Here is a 17,942-nt window from a genome sequence, read left to right on the forward strand (position 1 = left end):
TCATTGTGACAAAAAAAACGGCTTCCTAGAATCGATCGCACTTCACGCTGCATGCCCGATCCGGCGCATGCGGCGAAGCCGTCAGAGGAGACACGACTTGAGCCGTACCGCCGCCATCCAGCACGCGCTGAACCAGTTCAAATCCGGTGCGTTCTTCACGACCCTGAGCCGCCGCGTCGGCCTGCGCACCGAAAGCCAGGAAAGCGGCAACGGTGCCGCACTGCGCGCCTACCTGACCGACGAGATCGCCCCCGAAGCCGCGCGCCTCGGCTTCACGTCGCGGATCGTCGACAATCCCGTCGACGGCGGCGGCCCGTTCCTGCTCGCCTCGCGCCACGAAGACGACGCGCTGCCGACCGTGCTGATCTACGGCCACGGCGACGTCGTACGCGGCTACGACGCGCAGTGGCGCGCACCGTTGTCGCCGTGGACGCTGACGGCCGACGGCGACCGCTGGTACGGCCGCGGCAGTGCCGACAACAAGGGCCAGCACACCATCAACCTGGCCGCGCTGGCGAGCGTGCTCGACGCGCGCGGCGGCCGGCTCGGCTTCAACGCGAAGCTGCTGATCGAGATGGGCGAGGAAACGGGTTCGCCGGGCCTCGACGCGCTGTGCCGCCAGGAGCGCGACGCACTCGCGGCCGACGTGCTGATCGCGTCCGACGGCCCGCGCATCGCCGCCGCGCGCCCCACGGTATTCCTCGGTTCGCGCGGCTCGGTCAATTTCAAGCTGAGCCTGCGCGCCCGCGATGGCGCACATCACTCCGGCAACTGGGGCGGGCTGCTGCGCAATCCGGCGATCGTGCTCGCGCATGCGCTCGCGAGCCTCGTCGACGCACGCGGCGCGATTCGCGTCGCGGGGTTGCGTCCGCCGCCGATCCCGGCCGCCGTGCGCGATGCACTGGCCGACCTCTCCGTCGGCGGCGGCCCCGGCGATCCGGCGCTCGACGCCGACTGGGGCGAGCCCGGCCTCACCGCGCCCGAGCGCGTGTTCGGCTGGAACACGTTCGAGATCCTCGCGTTCAAGGCCGGCAACCCCGAGCACCCCGTCAATGCGATCCCGCCCGCCGCGTACGCGCACTGCCAGTTGCGCTTCGTCGTCGGCACCGACTGGGAAGCGCTGCACGCGCATCTGCGCACGCACCTCGACGCGCACGGCTTCGCCGACATCGAGATCGACGTCGAACGCGGCGCACCGGCGACGCGCGTGCCGCCGGACGATCCGTGGGTCCGCTGGGCCGTCGCGTCGCTCGCGCGGACCACCGGCAAGAAGCCCGCGATCCTGCCGAATCTCGGCGGCACGCTGCCGAACGAAGTGTTCGCCGACACGCTCGGGCTGCCGACGCTGTGGGTGCCGCACTCGTACCCGGCGTGCTCGCAGCACGCACCGGACGAGCACCTGCTCGCGAGCGTCGTCAGCGAGGGGCTGCAGATGATGGCCGGCCTCTTCTGGGATCTCGGCGACGACGCGCCGACCGTTCGCCGCGCGGCGCCCGCCGCTGCCGGCGCCGCCCTGTAACGCGCTTCGCCCCTTTCACGGGACCTGCATACACGATGAATACGACCACCCTGACCTCGCAGGAAGCCGCCCGCCCCAGCGCCGCGAAGATCCGGCGCATCATCTTCGCGGCGTCGATCGGCAACGCACTCGAATGGTTCGACCTGATCGTCTACGGCTTCTTCGCGGTCACGATCGCCAAGCTGTTCTTCCCCTCCACCAGCGAAGCGACGTCGCTGATGCTTACGCTCGGCACGTTCGGGCTGTCCTACCTGATCCGGCCGATCGGCGGCTTCGTGCTCGGTGCGTACGCGGATCGCGCGGGCCGCAAGGCGTCGCTGCTGCTGTCGATCGCGATGATGATGGCCGGCACGCTGCTGATTGCGCTGATGCCGACCTACGCGTCGATCGGCATACTCGCGCCACTCGGGATCATGCTGTCGCGGCTGATGCAGGGCTTTTCCGCGGGCGGCGAATTCGCGAGCTCGACCGCGTTCCTCGTCGAGCACGCACCGCAGCGGCGCGGGTTCATGTCCAGCTGGCAGTTCGCAAGCCAGGGCCTCGCGACGCTGCTCGCATCGGGCTTCGGCGCGTTGCTGACATCCACGCTGACGACCGCGCAACTCGAAAGCTGGGGCTGGCGCGTTCCGTTCCTGTTCGGGCTCGCGATCGGCCCGGTCGGGCTGTACATCCGCCGCTACGTCGACGAAGGCGTCGAGTTCAAGACGCAGGCACGCTCGGAAGCACCCGTGCGCGAGCTGTTCGCGGAGCAAAAGGTGCGGGTGCTGCTGTCGATCGGCGCGCTCGTCATCTCGACCGCGATCAACTACATGATCCTGTACATGCCGACTTACGCGATCAAGCAACTCGGGTTGCCCGCATCGACGGGCTTCGCGGCCACGCTCGCGACCGGCTTCGTGCTCACGCTCGTCACGCCGATCGTCGGCCACCTGTCGGATCGCACCGGGCGGATCCGCATGATGGCGGTCGCGGCGGTCCTGATGCTCGTCACCGTGTACCCGACGTTCGCGTGGCTCACGCGTCACGCGTCGTTCGCGACGATGCTCGCCGCGCTGGTCTGGATCGGTGCGCTGAAGGCGATGTACTGCGGCGCGCTGCCGGCGCTGATGGCCGAGCTGTTCCCGTCGCAGACCCGCGCAACCGGGCTCGCGGTCAGCTACAACACGGGGGTCACGCTGTTCGGCGGTTTCGCTCCGTTCGTCATCACCTGGCTGATCAGCGCGACCGGCAACCGGCTGTCGCCGGCGCTCTATCTGATGGGCTGCGCGCTGCTGAGTCTCGCTGCGCTGTTCGTCGCGCGCACTCGGCTCAAGATGCGATAACGGAAGAAACGGCGGTGCAGGGCTGCGCCGCCGGTGCGGCCCGTCGCGGCATCGCTGCCGCGCGGGCCGTGCGCCATTTACGGCGCAGGGTTCGGCTGCAGTTCGTGCAGCGCGTCGATCTCGGCGAGGACCTCGTCGGACAGCTTCACGTCGACGCTGCCGATGTTCTCCTTCAACTGCTCGAGTGACGTCGCCCCGACCAAGTTGCTGCGCGTGAACGGCCGGCCGTTGACGAACGCAAGCGCGAGTTGCGCGGGCGACAGCCCGTGACGCCGCGCGAGCGCGACATAGCGCGACGTCGCCTCGACGGCCTGCGGCTTGCTGTAGCGCTGGAAGCGTTCGAACAACGTGATGCGTGCGCCGGCCGGACGCGCGCCGTTCTCGTACTTGCCGGACAGCCAGCCGAACGCGAGCGGCGAATACGCGAGCAGGCCGACGCCGTCGCGGTGCGTGAATTCCGACAGCCCGTTCTCGAACGTGCGGTTCAGCAGGCTGTACGGATTCTGGATGCTCGCGATCCGCGGCAGCCCGAGCTTCTCGGCCGCGCGCAGGAACTGCGCGACGCCCCACGGCGTTTCGTTCGACACGCCGATCGCGCGCACCTTGCCGGCCTTCACGAATTCCGCGAGCACGCCGAGCGTTTCCTCGATCGGCACCGTATAGGCGTCGTCGACCCACGGATAGGCGGGACGGCCGAACGTCGTCGTGCTGCGATCGGGCCAGTGCAGCTGGTAGAGATCGACGTAGTCGGTCTGCAAGCGCTTGAGGCTGCCGTCGAGCGCTTCGGTCAGGTTCTTGCGGTCGAACTGGTTGCCTTCGCCGCGGATATGGCGCGGATTGTGCGGCTGCCGCGCCGGCCCGGCGATTTTCGTCGCGAGCACGATGTGCTCGCGTTGCGCGCGATGCTGTGCGAGCCAGGTGCCGATGAACGCCTCGGTGCGCCCCTGCGTATCGGGTTTCGGCGGCACCGGATACATCTCCGCGGCATCGATCAGCGTGACGCCCTGCCCGATCGCGTAGTCGATCTGCTCGTGCGCATCGCGCTCCGAATTCTGCTCGCCCCACGTCATCGTGCCCAGGCCGATCAGGCTGACCTCGATGCCCGAATCGCCAAGTGTGCGGTATTCCATGCTGTTCCTGTCGCGTCGGTGGAAAGCAGGAACGCTATCACATTGAAGCGACCGCTTCAGACAGGCTCCGCCTACGCTTACAGGCGGCCTTCTGCACCGGCAAGAAGGTTCACGCGCCGGCCCGGACGATGGCGCCGCCGCCCGCGGTTACTGCGGCCGCTGGATGAAGCAGGTTGCCGACGCATGCGCGACGATCTTGTCGTCCGCGGTCTTCAGCGTGCCCTCCGCGACGCCCAGCGAGCGCGACAGGTGAATCACACGCCCTTCCGCGACCAGGTCGGCATCGCGCGGCACGGGCCGCAGCATCTTCACATGCAGATCGACCGTGCCGTAGCCGACGCCCGCATCCAGCATCGAATGCACCGCACACCCGGTGACCGAGTCGAGCACCGTCGCGGCGAACCCGCCGTGCACGCCGCCGAGCGGATTCAAATGCCGGCCGTCCGCCCGCGCCGAAAATTTCACATAACCGAGCTCGACGTCGAGCGGACGCATCGGGATCGTCTCGGAAATCGATGCGAGCGGCGCATCACCCGATACCGCCGCGCGCAGCAGATCGAGACCAGACAAGGAAAGCGGGTTCATCGGGTTGTCTCCGGGTTGAAAGCGCGTCACCGCGCGAGTAAGTTCTAAATTGGAACTCATTATTGACAACGACCGATGCCGTTGTCAACGTGGCCAGGCCCGTTGCAACCGAAGACGGGTTCTATAATCGAACCCACTATTTCGCTGAACCGCCGCAAAGGATGCAAGAGACTCGACGATGAAATGGGATGACATCGGCACGCTGAACTGTTCGGTCGCGCGTACGCTCGCCGTGCTCGGCGACCGCTGGACCATGCTGATCCTCCGCAACGCGTTCCTCGGCTGCCGCCGCTTCGACGCGTTCCAGACCCAGTTGGGCCTCACGCGCCACGTGCTGGCCGAGCGGCTCGCGCGACTCGTTGACGAAGGCGTGCTGGTCAAGCGCGCGTATCAGGAGCGGCCGCCGCGGTTCGAATACCGGCTGACGGACAAGGGGCTCGACCTCTACCCGACCCTGCTCGCGCTGACTGCGTGGGGCGACCGCTGGAAAGACGACGGCCAGGGGCCGCCGGTACAGCTGCGTCACCGCACTTGCGGCCATCTGATGCATGCGGTCACCGTATGCTCCGCGTGCGGCGAACCGCTCGACGCGCGCGACGTGCAGCCGGAGCGTGGCCCCGGTTGGATCGCAGCCGAGGCAGCCGGGGCGCCCGCGGACGAGCATTGATGCGGCGTCGTGCATCCATGAATGAATGCGTGACGCACACGGATCGTTAGTCGGACTCGCGTTGCTGTTGCGTGCTGCGCCGAGCCCGCCCGGCTGCACTCGCGCAGGGCTCAAACTCTCCCACTCCGCCATCAGCGCACGCGCAATCACGCGCTGCTATCGCCCGCATCCACTGATCAACCCGATCACGCACTCGAATCCCGCACAACGCAACTTTGCGTCACCGCCTCTGCCATCGCGGTCATCGCGGTGACTCATCCCGTCTCATCCGCGCGTGACCGGGCCGCCACGTCTGCGTTACACTCACGGCCCGCTGTCTCGAAATTGTTCGCTGTCCAAGATGTTGTTGCGCAATCGCCTCGCCGCTGCCTGTCTCGCCGCCTCCCTGCTCGCCACTCCGTTCGCCGCTTTCGGCAAGACGCAAAGTGAATCACTGCTCCAGCAGGCGATCGACCTCGTGTCGCGTTGGCTGCCGGCCCCCACCCACGAAGCACCCGCGACACAGGTCGTCGAGTCGGCGTTTTCGCCCGACGGCGGTGCTGAAGCGCTCGTGCTGAAAGCGATCGGCGCCGCGCGCAGCTCGATCCGCGTCGCCGCATATTCGTTCACGTCGCCGCCTGTCACACGCGCACTGCTCGCCGCCAAGCGACGCGGCGTGAATGTCGCGGTGGTCGTCGACGACAAGGGCAATCGCGCAAAGAGCAGCAAGCAGGCGTTGAACCTGCTCGTCAACGCCGGCATTCCGACGCGGACGATCGACGCCTATGCGATCCATCACGACAAGTATCTCGTGATCGACGCCGAGCACGTCGAAACGGGGTCGTTCAACTACAGCGCATCGGCGGCCAGCCGCAATTCCGAGAACGTCGTCGTGGTGTGGAACAACCCGCAACTCGCGTCACGTTATCTCACGCACTGGCAAAGCCGCTTCGACCAGGGCACGCCGTACCGCTCCAGCTACTGACGCAGGCCGCGGGGTGCTCGCCCCGGGTTCGATCCGCCGTGTTGCCGATGATCGGCGAGCGCGGCGCGAAGCTCAATTCAGCCGAATGGCCAGCGCGGCGCCACACATCAATGGATGTCGGGCGTCCGCCCGTTCGCCGCACCGGCGTGCGTCGTCGGCGCACAGCGATTCGTCTGTCCGCTCGCGCCGCTTGCCGAAGACGTCGGCGAGCCGCCGGGCAGCGCGCTGCTCACGCAAACGACGCCGAATGCCAGCGTGTTCTGAACCATCGGATAAAGAAGATACAGCGCAAACGCGAGGTAGCCCGCGTACAGAAATCGAACCATGGTGCGATGGGTAGCGATGAACGAATGGACTCGCCCTGTTTACGGCACTGCGCCAGGCACCTTGAGGTACCGCGCCTCCGATTGCGCATCGGTGCGAAACGCGGACCCATGACGCCCGCTTCTCCCCCCATCTGCATCGATTCGTGCCGAGGCGAAACCACCGGTCGGCGGATTTGCAACGTGGCGATGCGCCGAACAATGCGCGATACTGTCCGACATACGATCCCGTAACCGGCCTCGCAGCCGGGACAAAAGACTAGGCCCATGCAAATCGCACCGAAACCGACCGACGAGGCGGCCCGGCTCGATACGCTTCATTCGCTCTCGATCCTCGACACCCCGCCCGAAGAGCGCTTCGATCGCCTGACGCGTCTCGCACGCAGGCTGTTCGACGTACCGATCGCCCTCGTCAGCCTCGTCGACGACGATCGCCAGTGGTTCAAGAGCCATGCGGGGCTCGACGTCAAGCAAACGTCGCGCGACGTGTCGTTTTGCGCCCATGCGCTGCTCGAGGGCAATACGATGGTGATCCAGGATGCGTTGAACGACAATCGCTTCCACGACAATCCGCTCGTTACCGGCGCGCCCGGGATCCGCTTCTACGCCGGTCGACCGCTCACGGCACCGAACGGCGCACCCATCGGCACGCTTTGCCTGATCGACACGCGGCCGCGCTCGCTCGAACCCGACGAGCTCGCGCTGCTCGGCGATCTGGCCCACATGACCGAGCGCGAGATCGCCGCGCTGCATTTCGCGACCACCGACGAACTCACGCAACTGACCAACCGGCGCGGCTTTGAGATTCTCGCCCGCCACGTGCTGAGTCTGTGCAGTCGCCTCGACCGTCACGCGGTGCTGCTGTTTTTCGACCTGAACGATTTCAAGTCGATCAACGACCGCTTCGGCCACGCCGAAGGCGACCACGCGCTCAAGGCCTTCGCCGACACGCTGACGGGCGCACTGCGCGACAGCGACGTGATCGCCCGGCTTGGCGGCGACGAATTCGTCGTGCTGCTGAGCGCCACCGATCCGGCCGACGTCGCCGAGCCGGTCGAACGCGTGACGCGCGCGCTCGCGCTGCGCAACGCGGCCGACGCACGCGGCTACGACATCCGGTTCAGCGTCGGACATGTCGACTACGATCCCGCACACCATCGCGACGTGGCCGACCTGCTCGCCTCGGCCGATCGACGGATGTACGAGGACAAGCAGCGCGGCAAGACGGCTGGTGCGTAAGCGCGGACGGCCCGGGCGTAAGCGCGGACGGCCCGGGCGCAAGCGCCTGCCGCCCCCTGCCGCTCAACTGCCGTTGCGTGGTTGCGTCAGCTTCCGCACGGCGGCGCGCTGGCCATGGCCTCCGCGATCTGCTCGGGCGTCAGGTCGCGCTGATGCGTCGCGAGCGACCAGCGATGGCCGAACGGATCCTCGACCTGTCCGTAGCGATCGCCCCAGAACATGTCGGCAGCCGGAATCGTGACCGTCGCGCCGGCCGCGACCGCCTTCGCGATCGCCGCGTCGGTGTCCGGCACGTACAGGTGCAGGCAGACCGGCGTGCCTTTCAGTGCCTTCGGCCCGAGTGCGCCGTGCTCAGGCATTTCATCCACCAGCATCAGTGTCGAATCGCCAATCACGAGGCACGCGTGCGCGAGCCGGCCGTCGGGCATCGAGAGGCGAAACTGTTCGTTTGCATTGAACGCGCGCTTGTAGAAGTCGATGGCCGCTGTTGCGCCGGCGCAGATCAGGTGCGGCGTCAGTGTGCGCATCCCTTCCGGGATCGGTTTGACGGACGTGGACATGGGTGTCGCTCCTTCGGTCGGTTGTCGTATCGGAGTCGGGACGGACGCGCGATGCGCACGCCTCCGATGCTACGACGGACGAACCTGGCGGAAATCGACACGGCGCCCGACATTTTTTGTTTTCTCGGATATCGGCGCACGCGGGTTCCCCGCATCGGCGTCATCGGCCCGTTCGGTCGGCCTCGTTGCCCGGTATGCCGAACTGCCGGCGGCATGCCTCCAGCAATCCGGCCACTGCATCGAGCGGCAGATCGGCAAACCGGGCGATCGGCAGCATCACGCCGCCCGGTACCTTGTTGCGCGATGAAAGCGCCGAGAACTGGTAGCCGATGTAGCGATTTCCGGCGACGCTGATGATCCGGAATTCGGTAACGTCGCGCCACGGCGTGACGGGTTGCTCGCGCAAAGCTCCGATCAGCCTGAAGCCCGTCTCGTCGACACGCAGCGCCATCCTGCGCCGCGACGACACGAAGAAGGCAGCCCCCGCCAGCGCCAGCAACACGGCCAGTGCCGCCACCGGCCAGAGCGCCGGAGCCGCCGCATAACCGCACAGGCTCGCCACGGCCAGTATCGCGCACACGATCGCCCTTCGTCTCAGGCTCCGGCCGTCGACCGCCAGCGTCATCGGCAACTGGCCGACGACGGTTCCCGCGTCGGGATCGACGTGCCAGCCGGAATCGGTGGTTTCGCTTTCGTCGTTCATTGCGCAATCGCTCACATCGACGACAACCGGCTCATCGAGGTCGGACATTCTATCGACACCCCAAGACGGGCCGCCTGTCGACAGGAAATGATCGGGATCGACGAAGGCAAGCATCGACGCACGACAACGCGCCTTCGTCCGCGCGGAACGGGCCACACTCCGTCGGCATCGGTCATGTTCAGTTGCACACCTTGACGGTGCCGTTGGTCGTGCATTGACCAATGGCCCAGTGACTCTGCCCTGCCAGATGAGGTGCCTGGCCGACGCCACGGATCGGCTCGGACGGCGACGATGCCGGAACGGCAGCGGCAGCCGACGCGGTGTCGGGCGATGGCAGCGCAGGCGGCTCGGGCACCGTCTGACAAGACCACAGCGCCAGACAAAGAACGGATGCCAACAGGGCGATGAGCGGTCTGGACATGATCTCGTACGCGTTTGCGATGCTCGCTTCCGGTAAAACGGGCTCGCTCGAGATCACGTGCCCCGTCAGACCGTTCGGCGCAACCGCCAATGCAGCATGACGGTCATCCAATACTACTCCTCGCGATCGACGTCGCGCGAGCGGCCATTCGGCCAGGTGCCGCCATTCATGCGGCGGCACGCCCTGTCGCTGGCGCATGCCGCGCGGGTCAGATTTGCGGCAGGTCGCGCAAAGTGCGCGACTCGTTCGTTGCATCGATGTCGAGTTCGATGCCTTCCGATGCATCGCGATACAGCACGCGCTTCAGCCTGGGCCCGATCGCGGTGGCGTCCGATGCCGAGAAGATTGCGCGGACATCGTTTCCGGACGCGAGCGCACGCGCCACGTCCGCCACCGGCGCTTCGCTTGGCGTCGCCGCCCACGACCGGTCGGCCGGATTCACGGCCGCCCAGCGCACGTGCGTCACGCGCGCGCTGAGCGGATCGATTCGCACGCCATTCACCGCAAACATCGACATCGGCATCTCCTTCGAATTTTTTGCGGCCCACCGTACCGATGCGCGGTCACGGATGGCCCCATATCTCGCAGACGTTTCCCGCCGGATCCGCCACGGAAATCTCGATCGTGCCGTCGCCGTAGTCCCATTCGTTCAGGATACTGACGCGACACGACTCAAGTCGCGCGACGGCTTACGAGACATGCGCCACTTCGATGGCCAGCGCAATGCCATGGCCGGTCGGACGAAACTCAGGGTACGGAAACTTGCCACCGCTACCCGTATGGATGGTCAGCGTCGCCCCATCCACGACAAAGCGACGCCACGGATTCCCCGCAGCCGACACGCCTTCGGCATGCACCGGCAGCGCGAGCGCCAACCGACAGAAATCCACCACCGCCCGGAAGCGGTCGTCTTCGACCGGCACCAGGATGCCCAGACTCGCGATCATCTGCGCTTCTCCGGCCCACGCGATTTTCGATGATACATTGGGACGCTTTACAACCGTCAACAGACAATCGTGCACGGGAGAAACACATGACCGACGCCTGGGGAACCTTCCCTGCCAGAATGGGCGACCATCAGGCTTTCATCAGCTTCAACCACAGCTTTGCGGAAATCGCCGAAGGCGATCCGCGCACATCGCTGCTCAGCGTGCGCGTCCCCTTTGCGCATCCGACGCAGGAAGGCCTGCCGACCGGCGACGAATTCGCCGGTCTCGCGCAGATCGAGGATTTGCTCGACGCCACGATCACCGCGAAAGGTGGCGTGCAGGTTGGCCGCATCACCGTCGACGGCCACAAGGATTTCCTTTTCTACGTGCCGTTCGACGAAGAGGCAGCGACGGAGATCGTCGATGCGCTGGCCGATCAGACGACTTACGCACTGCAGTACGCGCACCAGGACGATCCAGACAAGGAAGCGTACTGGCAGACGCTCTACCCGACCGACGACGACTGGCTGATCATGCGCGACATGCGCGTGCTGGATGAATTGCGGAAGAAAGGCGACGCCAGCGACATAAGCCGGCGCGTGATGCACTGGGCGTACTTCCCCGACCCGAGCGACGCGCATCAGTTCGCGGACTGGGCCGAATCGAAAGGCTATCCGGTCGAATCGGTTGCGCCCACCGAGGACGGCAAGTCGGCCGTCCGGTTTTCACATGAAGGCACCATGGCGCTCGCCGACATCACGCGCCACACGATCGCGATCAACCACGAAGTGCGTGCACTCGGAGGGAATTACGACGGATGGGAAACCAGCGTCGAACAGGCTGGCTGAGCGGGGCTGCGTGCCCGCCGTGCGACATGTGGATGCAACGCATCCGGCGCAAAAAATATCCCGGCGGCATGCTTGCGCGCCGCCGGGACCAAGGCATCACCGGCCTAAACCGGCGATGGGCCTGAGGGTTCGCTCAGGCACGAGGAAAGCGATTCGTGCGGATCAGGCGAACGGATGCCGGGGCGCGCAATCGATGCGATCACGCCGCCCGCCGGACGCCTGTCCGGTTCCGTCGACGCACCCTTCCCACGTCGGACGGGCAAAAAGCCCCCGCTCCTGCGCGAGCGAGCGGGGAAATGGTTGACCGGGCCGGGGAAGAACGGTCAACCGGCCAAATTGTGAGCGTGGGCCGCGCAATGATCTGTGCGGCAACTCACCATTTGGTGACAATGCTGCAGCAATTGGTTCGCCCGCGCGCCGCGCGGATCGTGTCACGGTCCGAGCGCAACGCCCGCCACCGGCGCAAGCATCACCACAATGATGGGCGACAGCACCACGGCCCCGATCATCATCACGCCGTCAGCCGCAAGCGTGACAGGCGTCGCGAGCACGCGCACGGCCTTGCCCGCCGACGTGATGCGGTCGGTGACCTGGATCTTGTACGAATGCGTAAACGACGACCACGTCTTGCCCTGCGCAAAACCATCGGCGAGATAGCGCGATCCGGCCAGCGCACCCTTCATCTCCAGATCTACGCTTCCGAGCTTCGTGAAGCCGTCCTCCAGCGCGCGGTCCCGATCCTCCTCGGTCATGTCACTGCGGTGGAGCCGCAGCGAGAACTTGCCAGAGATCTTGCTGCCCTGCGCGACGAACCCATATAGCGACGCATTGATCGACTTCCGGTAAGGCGATGCCAGTACGGCGCCGAGATGCTCCGGCGTATCCAAGATGTAGTGATATTTCGTGCCGAGCACGACGAATTTCTTGCCGTCTTCGCTGACGAGAAATCGGTCGACTGTCTCTTCGTATTGGCCGTCTTCGAACAGCATTGCAGTGCAGCCTGTCAGCCCCGCGGCGACAATGACCGCGCCCGCCGTCAACAGCGTTCTTCTTTTCATGTCTGGAGTTTTATTTTGTTTTAATTCAATCGGATATTTTCAGGCCCGGGCGCAGTTTCCGGTAAGTCGAAGCTGTTGTCAAAGCAGGTTTATTCTATTTTTCCGATCGACACGATTCCGGTTTCATTTTCTTGTACCGATTTTTTCGAAACCGCGTTTTGCGAACACCGGGGCTCGCGTCATGACAACCGGTGGTCGCCATCGTGACGGTCAGCTGAAAAACCACTCTGCGACCATCTCGATCCAGTCGAGATCGCCGGCGATATCGATGACGGTGTCGCCGACGATTTCCGCCGTCGATGCGGTCGATGCGGTCGATGCGGTCGATGTGGTCGATGTGGTCGATGCGGTCGATGTGGTCGATGCGCCCGTCGCCACCGCTCCCGCAGCAACCGCGTTCGCCTTCGCCATTCCAACCGAAGCGCCCGATCCGGGATCGGCCAGCCGCTCCAGCCAGCAGACGATGTTGGCACGCGCATCCTCTTCATCAACGAAATCATGTCGCTCGAGAAAGCGATCGAACACGATCCACGCAAGGGTCTTGCTTCGTGAATCGGATTCGAGATGCCAGTCGACAACGCCTGTTCGACCGGACGCCCTGATTTCGAGCATCGCGGTGAAACAGTAATCGAGGTACTCGATCTCAAGTTTCGACGACATGTTTTTTCCGGTCAATCCGCCCTCTCTGTTCTTACGACGACTGGCACGCGCCGGGTTTCGCGACGCTGTGTGAATCTTCGATGAAATTCGCGCGGTGCGTCATATCCGCCGGCAGTATCGCGATATTCTCTTGACCTGTCGATATCGGTCGCCGACACATGACCGCATTCGACTGCCCCACCCTTGCTCTCCGCGCTTTTGCTCGCGGCTCTGGTTCTGCCGCGGATAGCTCCGATTTTCTATTTCGAGTATTGCCTTGCTTCACCACCGCAATCGCGCTGCTAAACTGGAATCAATAAGACCGCTTGCAACACAAGAGGAAACAATGGCACTCGCCCACGCAGAGGAAAATGGCGTAGAAGTCTGGATTATCCAGCTTCCCGGGCACGCCCCCTATGCCTACACGCATCTCAAGCGGGTATTCTCGTCCGACGATACGCGACACAGGGTCGTGACGATCGACCTGACGAAACTGCTGGCATGTGCCGACCGCGACACGACGGACTACGTGTTGCCGTCTGTTCTGCACTGGGCCCCTGGAAAAGCCGCGGGCATTCGTGAATTCCTCGATCCTGAACAGGACAGGATTGCGGACATGCCGTACATCACGTTTCGCGAGACGAGAACGCGAACGCTGCTCGGCATCCCCGGCCTGTCGAAGGTCGGCGTCGCGTCGTTCCGCAATGGCCAGCATCGCGCGCGCTATCTGGCCTATGCAGGTGCAACGACCCTGCCCGTCGAAGTGCACGAGACGGAAGCCGATCTGCTCGTGCGGTATTGCGGCGAGTGACGGCGGAGTACGTTCGGGTTTCGCCCGGCGATGGCCGCACATCGTGCGACCGTTCGCTCGAACGTCGCCAGGCCACTACGCCTGTATCGCATAGATCCGATCGGTGACTTCCGTCTGGCCGATGCGGCTCGTCTCGATACCCGCCAGTTGCCAGCCGTTGTGCTCATAGAAGCCAATCGCGCGTTCATTGTCCTCCAGCACCTTCAGGTGGACCTTGTCCACGCCAATCGCGCGCGCCCAGGAGCGAACGGCTTCGATCATGCGCTTGCCCGTGCCGCTTCCGTGACGCGAAGGATGGACGTGCAGGCAGTCGAGCAACACGCCGAGCACCGGGTCGACCGGGCGCTCGGCACTGACGAAGCCCACGGGCTCGCCATCCATCTCGGCGACCAACACCAGGCCCCACTCCTTTTCATTGCGATCGAGATAGTGCCGCCAACGGATCGCGTGCTCCGTCGGCACTTCGTCGGTCAGGTAGGCAGCCGGCAGGATGTGGCTGTATGCGGTTTGCCAGCTCAGCGTGTGCAGGCGAGCGATGTCGTTTGCGTCTTGCGCTGTCGCGGCACGCAGCGTGGCCCGGGTTTCCGGCATCGGTAGTCACTCCTTCAGCTTGTTTTCTTGGTGGGGACGTCTCACCGCAAAATATACCGCGCGTTGCGGCATACCCCCCAAACGACGCTGCGCTCGAACGATACCGTGTCGGCCCGTCACTGGACGACGACACCAAGGCGTCGCACTCCGCACGTTATCGTCGCGTACCCTGCATGCGCCGTCGCCACCCACTGGCTCGTGACGTTCGCCAGCGCGTATTCTTCACGTCTGACGCGATCTTGTCGGCGCCGGCCGCCGGGCGTCGCCGCAACTCGTTGCCAGTGCAACGGGATGCAGGCAAAAAAAATCCCGACTCCGTCATTGGTCGTCGGGATCGAACGGCCCTGCAAAGCATGAGGGCACGAGGAAGCCGGCACATTACACCAATGTAAGACTGTTGCGCGCCGTCGGTTGACGCCAAATCCCTGTCCCGTTCCGCCATTCATGCGCAAAGCGCGGCCAAAAACGAAAAAAGCCTGCTCACGCGAAACGCGAGCAGGCAAGAAAACGGATCAGCATTCGAGGCACGAGGGCTGTCCATGGAAGATAACGGCACGGGGCGCAAGAACCTTAGCTTGGGCAGGAAACTTCGCAACAGCATGTCGACGGAATACGGCCATCCAATCTCGCGTAGGAGATCCATTGATGAAAACCGGCGACACAGTGACGATATCCTGTCGCTCGCAACTCTGGCCGTCTGCCAACCGTGCGAAGCCCCACCCGGCTTGCTCGTAGCGAAGCACCCGTCCGTCTAATCAGTCACGTATGGCAAACTTCTACTCCGAATCGACGCAGCGCGCACTCTTTATTGCAGGGGAATCATGTACGTCTTGATCTACATCGCAGCAGTCGCTGTCGCGAACCTGATGGTCGCTCATTTCGGACCGGCTGCTACACCGATCATCGCGTTCTTTCTGATCGGACTCGATCTCGCGATTCGAGACCGGCTCCACCTGGACTGGCGCGGCCGTGCGCTTTGGTCAAGGATGCTTGCGTTGATCGCGGCCGCGGGCATAGTCAGTTACGCGCTCAATCCCGCTGCCAAGGAAATCGCCCTCGCGTCTCTCGTTGCGTTCGGTTCGGCAGCCATGGCAAGTGCAATCGTGTTTCAACTCGCACGTCGCTTTCCGATACTGGCGCGCGCCAACGGTGCGAACGTCGCGGGCGCGGCTGTCGACTCCATCGTCTTTCCGCTTATTGCGTTTGGGGCAGTGTTTCCGACGATCGCCGCATTGCAGTTTGTCGCAAAGGTGGCGGGTGGCGCTTTGTGGTCGTGGGTGGTTTTTCGAAACACCCGAACGGTTCAGGCGGGGATTGCGAGCAATGTGGTCGATCGTTGAGCACGGGTTGTGCGTATAGCGGCATTGTTCGTTGCCGAGGTCGTCGTCGTTTCTGTTCGCCCAGGCATTTCTCGATTCGACCAAGTTCACACGATCACGGAACAAAGACCAAAGTGTCGTGGTGTTTGCCGGTTGCGCGGACAGCACAACGATCGAATGAAGATCGTAAAGCGACGAGGCCTGTAATTCCCAATTTTGGAATTCCAAAACAAAAAACGGCACTGTCTTTTGGGACAGTGCCGTTTTTAACGACTTGATACTGCTTGGAATTCTTTGGGGTGGCTGATGGGACTCGAACCCACGACGACAGGAATCACAATCCTCTCATCGACACATTCCGGGATGTTGACCAACATTCCAGCCACAACACAAACCATTGTCATCATTGAGTTTTTCAGGAAAACCGGTTACAGAATCCTGTTGACCTCTGTTGATTGATGTGCCAATAATGGGGTTACACGGCAGTTACATGGCTCTCATGTAACCCGTAACCCGACGGGTGGCGCAGTGGCAAAGGTCAATTTCACGGCAGGTCGCGTCAACGGGCATAGCTGTCCGGCCGGCAAGTCCCAGGCGTTTCTCTGGGACAGCGGCGCGTCCGGCCTCGGCCTTCGTGCTACGGCTGCCGGGTCACTCGCTTATATCTTTCAAGGCAAGCTGAGCGGAGCGACCGTGAGGGTCACGATTGGTTCGCCGAAGGACTGGAGCATTGACGCTGCTCGAGACGAAGCGCGCCGCCTACAACGTCTGATTGACGCCGGCAAAGATCCGCGCGAAGAAGCCGCCGAGCAGCACAAAGCACGCGAAGCGCGTAAAGCAGAGGCACGCCGCCAGGACGTGACGCTGGCAGATGCCTGGAAGGCGTACATCGACGCGCGCCGCTCGAAGTGGAGCGACCTGCACTACCGTGACCATTTAGCCCTCGCCAGTGCCGGCGGCCAGCCGAAGAAGCGCGGCAAGGGGCTAACGGAGCCCGGGCCGCTCGCCACACTTATGCCACTGAGGCTTTCGGACCTGAACGCCGAGCGCATTGGCGACTGGCTGGCCGAGGAAGCTACCCACCGGCCGGCCCGTGTCCGGCTGGCCTTCAATCTGCTGCGCATCTTCGCAACGTGGTGCGAGTCGAGAGCCGAATATCAGGGGCTCGTCGACCCGCAGGCCGTCGCTACTCGCCTTTCGAAAGATGCCCTGCCGAAGCAGGCCGCAAAGACCGATTCCATTCAGCGCGAGCAACTGGCCGCGTGGTTCGGTGCCGTTCGCCAGCTCAGCAACCCAGTCATGGAGGCATATCTTATTGGCCTGCTGCTGACCGGCGCGCGTCGAGAGGAACTGGCTGAGCTTCGTTGGGACGATGTGGACTTCCGGTGGCGCAGCCTGCACCTGAAAGACAAGGTGGAAATTGACACCGGCCGGATTATTCCCCTGACACCGTATTTCGCCACCGTGCTGCTCGAGCTGAAGCGTATCAACGACACACCGCCGAACGTGCGCCAGATGCGCAGCCTTGAGGCCAAGGGTGAAACGTGGCAGCCGTCGGAATGGGTATTCGCCAGCAAGACTTCGGGTGATGGCCGGCTCGCCGCGCCGAACAACGCCTTGCATCGCGTCTGCGGAATTGCCGGTATCGCGCCCGTGACGTTGCACGGCCTGCGCCGTTCGTTTTCGAGTCTTGCCGAGTGGACTGAGGTTCCGTCAGGCATCAAAGCCCAAATCATGGGACATAAGCCGTCTGCCATCGCTGAGCGCCATTACAACGTGCGCCCGCTCGACCTCCTGCGCAAGTGGCACGACAAACTGGAGGCATGGATCCTCGATGAAGCCGGGATTGAATTCACGCCGGAACCGGAGAGGCCGGGACTGAAGGCAATTACCGCAGCCTGACGGCATCAGGCAAAGCGGCGGCGCGGGTGCTGGAACACTTCGCGCCGCCTGACCACAACACGACCTATCAGGGAGGTCCGTACCATGGCTAAGCTCAATTCTACGTCGCACCCCACCGCCCTCGTTCAGCTTCCAACCGTCCACCGGACGAAGGGCCGTCGGCGTACGCGTCCGATTGCCGGTCAACCCCTCGCTCCGGTTTTACGTCTCGTGGCGAACGAGAACCACCGGAAGCCTCAATACGGATACGAAGCGGAATCTCAAAAGCTTTACGAGGACCTATCTTCCATCGCTGAGCACATCATCAAGGTCGCTGACATCCTGGCCGAAATAAAAATGCCGCGGCCGGTGTGATATGCGGCCGACCATGCTTCGCGCGTGCATTGCGCGCGCCCTGTAACTTGCCAAGGGG

The 17,942-nt window shown here is 64.0% G+C and carries 21 protein-coding genes and 1 tRNA gene; 10 read left to right on the top strand and 12 right to left on the bottom strand.

Annotated features, from left to right (window positions below; all coding sequences use genetic code 11):
* The first annotated feature begins 97 nt into the window (after positions 1–97).
* Together C5O79_RS07925 and C5O79_RS07930 are read left to right on the top strand one after the other, a co-directional pair.
* Positions 98–1,519, top strand: a complete 1,422-nt coding sequence (locus C5O79_RS07925) for a M20 family metallopeptidase (RefSeq protein WP_122473871.1) — start codon at positions 98–100, stop codon at positions 1,517–1,519.
* 35 nt (positions 1,520–1,554) lie between these two features.
* Positions 1,555–2,841, top strand: a complete 1,287-nt coding sequence (locus C5O79_RS07930; RefSeq protein ID WP_046545632.1) for an MFS transporter — start codon at positions 1,555–1,557, stop codon at positions 2,839–2,841.
* 77 nt (positions 2,842–2,918) lie between these two features.
* Here C5O79_RS07930 and C5O79_RS07935 read toward each other — a convergent pair whose 3' ends face one another.
* The gene (locus C5O79_RS07935) at positions 2,919–3,971 is read right to left on the bottom strand and encodes an NADP(H)-dependent aldo-keto reductase (protein ID WP_046545631.1); all 1,053 of its coding nucleotides are present in this window, start codon (positions 3,969–3,971) and stop codon (positions 2,919–2,921) included.
* 147 nt (positions 3,972–4,118) lie between these two features.
* Positions 4,119–4,556, bottom strand: coding sequence for a PaaI family thioesterase (locus tag C5O79_RS07940; protein ID WP_046545630.1), 438 nt, complete (start codon positions 4,554–4,556; stop codon positions 4,119–4,121).
* 178 nt (positions 4,557–4,734) lie between these two features.
* Here C5O79_RS07940 and C5O79_RS07945 point away from each other — a divergent pair, with 178 nt between their 5' ends.
* Entirely contained in the window at positions 4,735–5,223 is a 489-nt protein-coding gene (locus tag C5O79_RS07945; protein WP_046545629.1) for a helix-turn-helix domain-containing protein, read from the top strand.
* A gap of 340 nt (positions 5,224–5,563) precedes the next feature.
* Positions 5,564–6,187: a phospholipase D family protein gene (locus tag C5O79_RS07950; protein WP_039358796.1), complete on the top strand. Its 624-nt coding sequence runs from the start codon at positions 5,564–5,566 to the stop codon at positions 6,185–6,187.
* Between the two features lie 107 nt (positions 6,188–6,294).
* On the opposite strand, the gene C5O79_RS38515 is transcribed toward C5O79_RS07950, so the two are convergent.
* Positions 6,295–6,513 carry a hypothetical protein gene (locus C5O79_RS38515; protein ID WP_082138547.1) on the bottom strand — a complete coding sequence of 73 codons (219 nt, stop codon included), beginning with the start codon at positions 6,511–6,513 and terminating at the stop codon, positions 6,295–6,297.
* A 264-nt stretch (positions 6,514–6,777) separates the two neighbouring features.
* Between C5O79_RS38515 and C5O79_RS07960 the strand changes: the two genes are divergently transcribed.
* Positions 6,778–7,749, top strand: a complete 972-nt coding sequence (locus C5O79_RS07960; RefSeq protein ID WP_122473870.1) for a sensor domain-containing diguanylate cyclase — start codon at positions 6,778–6,780, stop codon at positions 7,747–7,749.
* 86 nt (positions 7,750–7,835) lie between these two features.
* Here the strand turns inward: C5O79_RS07960 and C5O79_RS07965 are convergent, their stop codons facing one another.
* The 5 genes from C5O79_RS07965 to C5O79_RS07985 all read right to left on the bottom strand — a co-directional run bounded on the left by C5O79_RS07965 (position 7,836) and on the right by C5O79_RS07985 (position 10,380).
* Positions 7,836–8,309 (bottom strand): VOC family protein, encoded by a 474-nt coding sequence (locus tag C5O79_RS07965; RefSeq protein ID WP_122473869.1) that lies wholly within the window; start codon positions 8,307–8,309, stop codon positions 7,836–7,838.
* Between the two features lie 160 nt (positions 8,310–8,469).
* Positions 8,470–9,012 carry a hypothetical protein gene (locus C5O79_RS07970; RefSeq protein ID WP_046546334.1) on the bottom strand — a complete coding sequence of 181 codons (543 nt, stop codon included), beginning with the start codon at positions 9,010–9,012 and terminating at the stop codon, positions 8,470–8,472.
* Positions 9,013–9,190: 178 nt separating this feature from the next.
* Entirely contained in the window at positions 9,191–9,433 is a 243-nt protein-coding gene (locus tag C5O79_RS07975; RefSeq protein ID WP_081421135.1) for a hypothetical protein, read from the bottom strand.
* A 208-nt stretch (positions 9,434–9,641) separates the two neighbouring features.
* Positions 9,642–9,950, bottom strand: a complete 309-nt coding sequence (locus C5O79_RS07980) for a phosphatidylserine/phosphatidylglycerophosphate/cardiolipin synthase (protein WP_046546333.1) — start codon at positions 9,948–9,950, stop codon at positions 9,642–9,644.
* Between the two features lie 172 nt (positions 9,951–10,122).
* Positions 10,123–10,380 carry a hypothetical protein gene (locus tag C5O79_RS07985; RefSeq protein WP_046545625.1) on the bottom strand — a complete coding sequence of 86 codons (258 nt, stop codon included), beginning with the start codon at positions 10,378–10,380 and terminating at the stop codon, positions 10,123–10,125.
* Positions 10,381–10,466: 86 nt separating this feature from the next.
* Here C5O79_RS07985 and C5O79_RS07990 point away from each other — a divergent pair, with 86 nt between their 5' ends.
* Positions 10,467–11,210 carry a DUF695 domain-containing protein gene (locus C5O79_RS07990; protein WP_122473868.1) on the top strand — a complete coding sequence of 248 codons (744 nt, stop codon included), beginning with the start codon at positions 10,467–10,469 and terminating at the stop codon, positions 11,208–11,210.
* 431 nt (positions 11,211–11,641) lie between these two features.
* Here the strand turns inward: C5O79_RS07990 and C5O79_RS07995 are convergent, their stop codons facing one another.
* Together C5O79_RS07995 and C5O79_RS08000 are read right to left on the bottom strand one after the other, a co-directional pair.
* The gene (locus tag C5O79_RS07995) at positions 11,642–12,268 is read right to left on the bottom strand and encodes a hypothetical protein (protein WP_122473867.1); all 627 of its coding nucleotides are present in this window, start codon (positions 12,266–12,268) and stop codon (positions 11,642–11,644) included.
* A 210-nt stretch (positions 12,269–12,478) separates the two neighbouring features.
* On the bottom strand, positions 12,479–12,928 hold the full coding sequence (locus tag C5O79_RS08000; protein WP_122473866.1) for a hypothetical protein: 450 nt from the start codon (positions 12,926–12,928) through the stop codon (positions 12,479–12,481).
* A gap of 325 nt (positions 12,929–13,253) precedes the next feature.
* On the opposite strand from C5O79_RS08000, the gene C5O79_RS08005 reads away from it, so the two are divergent.
* Positions 13,254–13,718 (top strand): hypothetical protein, encoded by a 465-nt coding sequence (locus C5O79_RS08005; RefSeq protein ID WP_046545621.1) that lies wholly within the window; start codon positions 13,254–13,256, stop codon positions 13,716–13,718.
* Between the two features lie 75 nt (positions 13,719–13,793).
* Here C5O79_RS08005 and C5O79_RS08010 read toward each other — a convergent pair whose 3' ends face one another.
* Entirely contained in the window at positions 13,794–14,309 is a 516-nt protein-coding gene (locus tag C5O79_RS08010) for a GNAT family N-acetyltransferase (RefSeq protein ID WP_122473865.1), read from the bottom strand.
* 821 nt (positions 14,310–15,130) lie between these two features.
* On the opposite strand from C5O79_RS08010, the gene C5O79_RS08015 reads away from it, so the two are divergent.
* On the top strand, positions 15,131–15,649 hold the full coding sequence (locus tag C5O79_RS08015; RefSeq protein ID WP_052759254.1) for a VUT family protein: 519 nt from the start codon (positions 15,131–15,133) through the stop codon (positions 15,647–15,649).
* Positions 15,650–15,923: 274 nt separating this feature from the next.
* On the opposite strand, the gene C5O79_RS38055 is transcribed toward C5O79_RS08015, so the two are convergent.
* Positions 15,924–16,014 (bottom strand) — tRNA-His (locus C5O79_RS38055).
* A gap of 142 nt (positions 16,015–16,156) precedes the next feature.
* Here C5O79_RS38055 and C5O79_RS08020 point away from each other — a divergent pair.
* Together C5O79_RS08020 and C5O79_RS08025 are read left to right on the top strand one after the other, a co-directional pair.
* The gene (locus tag C5O79_RS08020) at positions 16,157–17,530 is read left to right on the top strand and encodes an integrase family protein (protein WP_105834325.1); all 1,374 of its coding nucleotides are present in this window, start codon (positions 16,157–16,159) and stop codon (positions 17,528–17,530) included.
* 84 nt (positions 17,531–17,614) lie between these two features.
* Entirely contained in the window at positions 17,615–17,884 is a 270-nt protein-coding gene (locus C5O79_RS08025; RefSeq protein ID WP_131931310.1) for a hypothetical protein, read from the top strand.
* The last annotated feature ends 58 nt before the right edge of the window (positions 17,885–17,942 follow it).

The sequence above is a fragment of the Burkholderia sp. SRS-25 genome, assembly GCF_004343765.1.
GTDB lineage: Bacteria > Pseudomonadota > Gammaproteobacteria > Burkholderiales > Burkholderiaceae > Burkholderia > Burkholderia contaminans.